The organism is Pseudomonas sp. GM84, from assembly GCF_000282535.1.
In the GTDB taxonomy this organism is placed as follows: domain Bacteria; phylum Pseudomonadota; class Gammaproteobacteria; order Pseudomonadales; family Pseudomonadaceae; genus Aquipseudomonas.
Genome location: NZ_AKJC01000025.1, coordinates 1 through 5,072, shown reverse-complemented (window position 1 = coordinate 5,072; position 5,072 = coordinate 1). Strand labels below are relative to the sequence as shown.

At 62.6% G+C, this 5,072-nt stretch carries 5 protein-coding genes and 1 tRNA gene; all 6 read left to right on the top strand.

Annotated features, from left to right (window positions below; genetic code table 11):
* The coding region (locus tag PMI38_RS02245; protein WP_008090144.1) for an SPOR domain-containing protein at positions 1–416 on the top strand (416 nt) is incomplete at its 5' end.
* Positions 417–599: 183 nt separating this feature from the next.
* Positions 600–1,157, top strand: a complete 558-nt coding sequence (locus PMI38_RS02240; RefSeq protein ID WP_008090143.1) for a CvpA family protein — start codon at positions 600–602, stop codon at positions 1,155–1,157.
* Positions 1,158–1,199: 42 nt separating this feature from the next.
* Positions 1,200–2,705, top strand: a complete 1,506-nt coding sequence (purF, locus tag PMI38_RS02235) for an amidophosphoribosyltransferase (RefSeq protein ID WP_008090140.1) — start codon at positions 1,200–1,202, stop codon at positions 2,703–2,705.
* Between the two features lie 15 nt (positions 2,706–2,720).
* On the top strand, positions 2,721–3,932 hold the full coding sequence (locus PMI38_RS02230; protein WP_008090138.1) for an O-succinylhomoserine sulfhydrylase: 1,212 nt from the start codon (positions 2,721–2,723) through the stop codon (positions 3,930–3,932).
* Positions 3,929–4,702 (top strand): SDR family oxidoreductase, encoded by a 774-nt coding sequence (locus PMI38_RS02225; RefSeq protein ID WP_008090136.1) that lies wholly within the window; start codon positions 3,929–3,931, stop codon positions 4,700–4,702. Before PMI38_RS02230 ends, PMI38_RS02225 begins: the two co-directional genes overlap by 4 nt.
* A gap of 195 nt (positions 4,703–4,897) precedes the next feature.
* Positions 4,898–4,973: transfer RNA gene (locus tag PMI38_RS02220), tRNA-Val, on the top strand.
* Positions 4,974–5,072: the final 99 nt, after the last annotated feature.

The window sequence follows — 5,072 nt, the reverse complement described above, 5'->3', positions numbered from 1 at the left end:
TGGCTACGCCGAGCCAGCCGATCACCCCGTCGCCGCAGACTCAGGCACAGGTTCAGCCCAAGCCGCAGACGCCGGTGCCAACACCTGCGCCTGCGCCCAAGGTCGAATCGCGGCCGGCTGCGACGCCTGCGCCGGCGGCCACCGCCAGCGCGCCGTCGAAGATCGATGCCAACGGCTTGCCGGTGAGCTGGTCGATCCAGCTGGCCAGCCTGTCCAACCGTGCTGGTGCCGAGAGTTTGCAGAACACCCTGCGCAGTCAGGGTTACAACGCCTATATCCGTTCGGCCGGCGGCATGAACCGGGTGTATGTCGGACCGTTGATCGAGCGCGCCGAGGCCGAGCGGGTGCGCGATGCGATCAACCGCAAGCAGAACCTGAAAGGTTTCGTGGTGCGCTTCCAGCCGGAGCGTGGCTGAAGCCCAAGGTGCATCGCCGCGGCGTCGCTCCCAGTGGTTTTTCTTGACTTCAAAGTCCACGAAAAGCCCGTGGGAGCGGGCTCGCGCCGCAAACGGGCCTCTGTCAAACGACCTGACATTCCGCTTACCCCCAGCCCCGCGCTCTGGTAAAATGCGCCGCCTCAAACGTCTGTAGGCAGCACCGTGGCATTTACCTGGGTTGATTGGGCGATCATCGCGATCATCGCCGTTTCCACACTGATCAGTCTCAAGCGCGGCTTCGTCAAGGAAGCCTTGTCGCTGCTCATCTGGATCATTGCCGGTGCGGTTGCCTGGATGTTCGGCGGGTCGCTCTCGGTGTACCTTGAAAGCTATATCCAGACCCCGTCGATGCGCATCATCGCCGGTTGCGCCATTCTGTTCGTCGCTACCTTGCTGGTAGGGGCCATGGTCAATTTCCTGGTCGGCGAGTTGATCCGCGTGACCGGCCTGTCCGGCACCGATCGTTTCCTCGGCATGGCCTTCGGCGCTGCGCGCGGGGCCTTGCTGGTGGTGGTGGCCATCGGCCTGCTCAGCCTGGGGCCGGTGCAACAAGATTCCTGGTGGCAGGAATCGCGCCTGATACCACAATTTCTATTGGTCGCTGACTGGTCGAAGAACCTGATCCTGGGTTTCAGCAGTCAGTGGATGTCCAGTGGAATGATCAGCACTCCGGCTGATCTTCCGTTCAAGGAACAGTTGCTCGGGCCCGCAAAGCCTTGAGCGCCTTTCGTGCAAGTTTCATCAATGTAGGGGTTGCGTCGCATGTGTGGCATCGTCGGTATCGTCGGTAAGTCGAACGTCAATCAGGCGCTGTATGACGCGCTTACGGTCCTCCAGCACCGCGGCCAGGACGCTGCCGGTATCGTGACCAGCCACGACGGCCGGTTGTTCCTGCGCAAGGATAATGGCCTGGTGCGCGACGTCTTCCAGCAGCGCCACATGCAGCGCCTGGTGGGCCACATGGGTATCGGCCACGTGCGCTACCCGACCGCGGGCAGCTCCACTTCGGCCGAGGCCCAGCCGTTCTATGTCAACTCGCCCTACGGCATCACCCTGGCGCACAACGGCAACCTGACCAACGTCGAACAGCTGGCCAAGGAGATCTACGAGTCCGACCTGCGCCACGTCAACACCAACTCTGACTCCGAAGTGCTGCTGAACGTGTTCGCCCATGAACTGGCCGTGCGTGGCAAGCTGCAGCCAACCGAGGAAGACGTGTTCGCTGCGGTATCCCACGTGCACAGCCGTTGCGTTGGCGGTTACGCGGTGGTGGCGATGGTCACCGGTTACGGCATCGTCGGCTTCCGTGACCCCAACGGCATTCGCCCGGTGGTGTTCGGCCAGCGCCACACCGATGAAGGTGTGGAATACATGATCGCTTCGGAAAGCGTGGCCCTGGACGTGCTCGGGTTCACCTTGATCCGCGACCTGGCGCCGGGCGAAGCGGTCTACATCACCGAGGAAGGCCAGCTGTACACCAAGCAGTGTGCGCAAAGCCCGAAACTGCAGCCGTGCATCTTCGAGCACGTTTACCTGGCCCGCCCTGATTCGATCATCGACGGTATCTCGGTGTACAAGGCACGTCTGCGCATGGGCGAGAAACTCGCCGACAAGATCATGCGTGAGCGCCCGGAACACGATATCGACGTGGTCATCCCGATCCCGGACACCAGCCGTACTGCCGCACTTGAGCTGGCCAACCGGCTGGGCGTCAAGTTCCGCGAAGGCTTCGTCAAGAACCGCTACATCGGCCGTACCTTCATCATGCCCGGCCAGGCCGCGCGCAAGAAATCGGTACGCCAGAAGCTCAATGCCATCGAGCTGGAGTTCCGCGGCAAGAACGTGATGCTGGTCGACGACTCGATCGTGCGCGGCACCACCTGCAAGCAGATCATCCAGATGGCCCGCGAAGCCGGCGCCAAGAATGTCTATTTCTGCTCCGCAGCCCCTGCGGTGCGCTACCCCAACGTCTACGGCATCGACATGCCGAGCGCTCACGAACTGATCGCCCACAACCGTACCACCGAACAGGTGGCCGAGTTGATCGGCGCCGACTGGCTGGTCTACCAGGACCTGCCGGACCTGATCGATTCGGTCGGTGGCGGCAAGATCAAGATCGAGCACTTCGATTGCGCAGTGTTCAATGGTGAATACGTCACCGGCGACATCGACGAAGCCTACCTGGATCGCATCGAGCAGGCCCGTAACGACCTGGCCAAGGTAAAGACCCAGGCCGTCAGCGCGATCATCGACCTCTACAACAACTGATCAGGGAGCAGCGGCATGACGGATCAATGGGATGCCGGGCGACTGGACAGTGACCTCGAGGGTGTCGGTTTCGACACCCTGGCGGTGCGCGCCGGTCAGAGCCGTTCACCCGAGGCAGAGCACAGCGAAGCGCTGTTCCTGACCTCCAGCTATGTGTTCCGCACGGCCGCCGATGCGGCCGCGCGCTTTGCCGGCGAAACGCCGGGCAACGTCTATTCGCGCTACACCAACCCGTCGGTGCGGGTGTTCGAAGAGCGCCTGGCGGCCATGGAAGGTGCCGAGCAGGCCGTGGGTACCTCCACCGGTATGGCGGCGATCCTCGCGGTGGTCATGTCGCTGTGCAGTGCCGGCGACCATGTGCTGGTGTCGCAGAGCGTGTTCGGCTCGACCATCAGCCTGTTCGAGAAGTACTTCAAGCGCTTCGGCCTGCAGGTGGACTATGTGCCGCTGGTCGACCTCAGCGGTTGGGAAAAGGCCATCAAGGCCAATACCAAGCTGTTGATCGTCGAATCGCCGTCCAACCCGCTGGCCGAGTTGGTCGATATCACCGCGCTCAGTGAAATCGCTCATGCCCGCGGCGCCATGCTGGTGGTCGACAACTGCTTCAGCACCCCAGCCTTGCAGCAACCGCTCAAGCTCGGCGCTGACATCGTGTTCCACTCGGCCACCAAGTTCATCGATGGCCAGGGCCGTTGCATGGGCGGTGTGGTCGCAGGGCGTAGCGAGCAGATGAAAGAAGTGGTGGGCTTCCTGCGCACCGCTGGCCCGACCCTCAGCCCGTTCAACGCCTGGATCTTCACCAAGGGCCTGGAAACGCTCAAGCTGCGCATGCGTGCACACTGCGAGAGTGCCCAGCTGCTGGCTGAATGGCTGGAGCAGCAGGAGGGCGTGGAGAAGGTGCATTACGCCGGCCTGCCTAGCCACCCGCAGCATGAATTGGCCAAGCGCCAGATGAGCGGCTTCGGTGCGGTTGTAAGCTTCGAAGTCAAAGGTGGCAAAGAGGGCGCCTGGCGCTTCATCGATGCCACGCGGGTGATCTCGATCACCACCAACCTGGGTGACAGCAAGACTACCATCGCCCACCCGGCCACCACTTCCCACGGTCGTCTGACGCCGCAGGAGCGTGAGGCTGCGGGTATTCGCGACAGCCTGATCCGTGTTGCCGTCGGCCTGGAAGACGTGGCCGACCTCAAGGCGGACCTGGCGCGTGGGTTGGCGGCATTGTGATCGACTGGAAGGGTGGCGGGCCAGGCCATAACGGCCGGGTAGCCCTGGTGACCGGTGCCGCACGCGGTATCGGCCTGGGCATCGCTGCCTGGCTGATCTGCGAAGGCTGGCAAGTGGTGCTCAGCGACCTTGACCGCCCGCGCGGCGCCAAGGTGGCCAAGGCCCTGGGCGACAATGCCTGGTTCATCACCATGGACGTGGCCGACGAAGCGCAGGTCAGTGCCGGTGTTTCGCAGGTGCTCGGGCAGTTTGGGCGATTGGATGCGCTGGTGTGCAACGCGGCCATCGCCAACCCGCACAACCAGACTCTGGAAAGCCTGAGCCTGGCGCAATGGAATCGGGTGCTGGCCGTCAACCTCAATGGTCCGATGCTGTTGGCCAAGCACTGTGCGCCGTATCTGAGGGCGCACAATGGCGCGATCGTCAACCTGACCTCGACCCGAGCCCGGCAGTCCGAACCGGACACCGAAGCTTACGCGGCGAGCAAGGGTGGCCTGATGGCGTTGACCCATGCCCTGGCCATGAGCCTGGGCCCGGAGATTCGCGTCAATGCGGTGAGTCCGGGCTGGATCGATGCCCGCGACCCCTCGCAGCGCCGTGCCGAACCCTTGACCGAAGCCGATCATGCCCAGCACCCGACGGGCAGGGTAGGGACCGTGGAAGATGTTGCGGCCATGGTGGCCTGGTTGCTGTCGCGCCAGGCGGCGTTCGTCACCGGCCAGGAGTTCGTGGTCGATGGCGGCATGACCCGCAAGATGATCTACACCTGAGCTGCCAGTTGTCATGAAAGGGACCAAGAGGTCCCTTTCTTGTTTTTGTCTGTAGCGGCCCTTTCGCGGGGCGGCAAAGACAATCCCTCTTTTTTCGTTTTTTTGAAAAAAATTCAATGGGGCTATTGACTTAGCTCCGCCACCTGCGTAAATTTCGCGGCCTCAGCGAAGTAAACGCAACAAGCAACATCGCGGGGGTGATTAGCTCAGCCGGGAGAGCATCTGCCTTACAAGCAGAGGGTCGGCGGTTCGATCCCGTCATCACCCACCACTTCCTGAGGTTGTTCCTGGCGCAGACGGTTTCGAAAGAAGCTGAATGCCAGAGAGGAACAGGACGCAAGTCCACACTGCGCAGCGGTAGTTCAGTCGG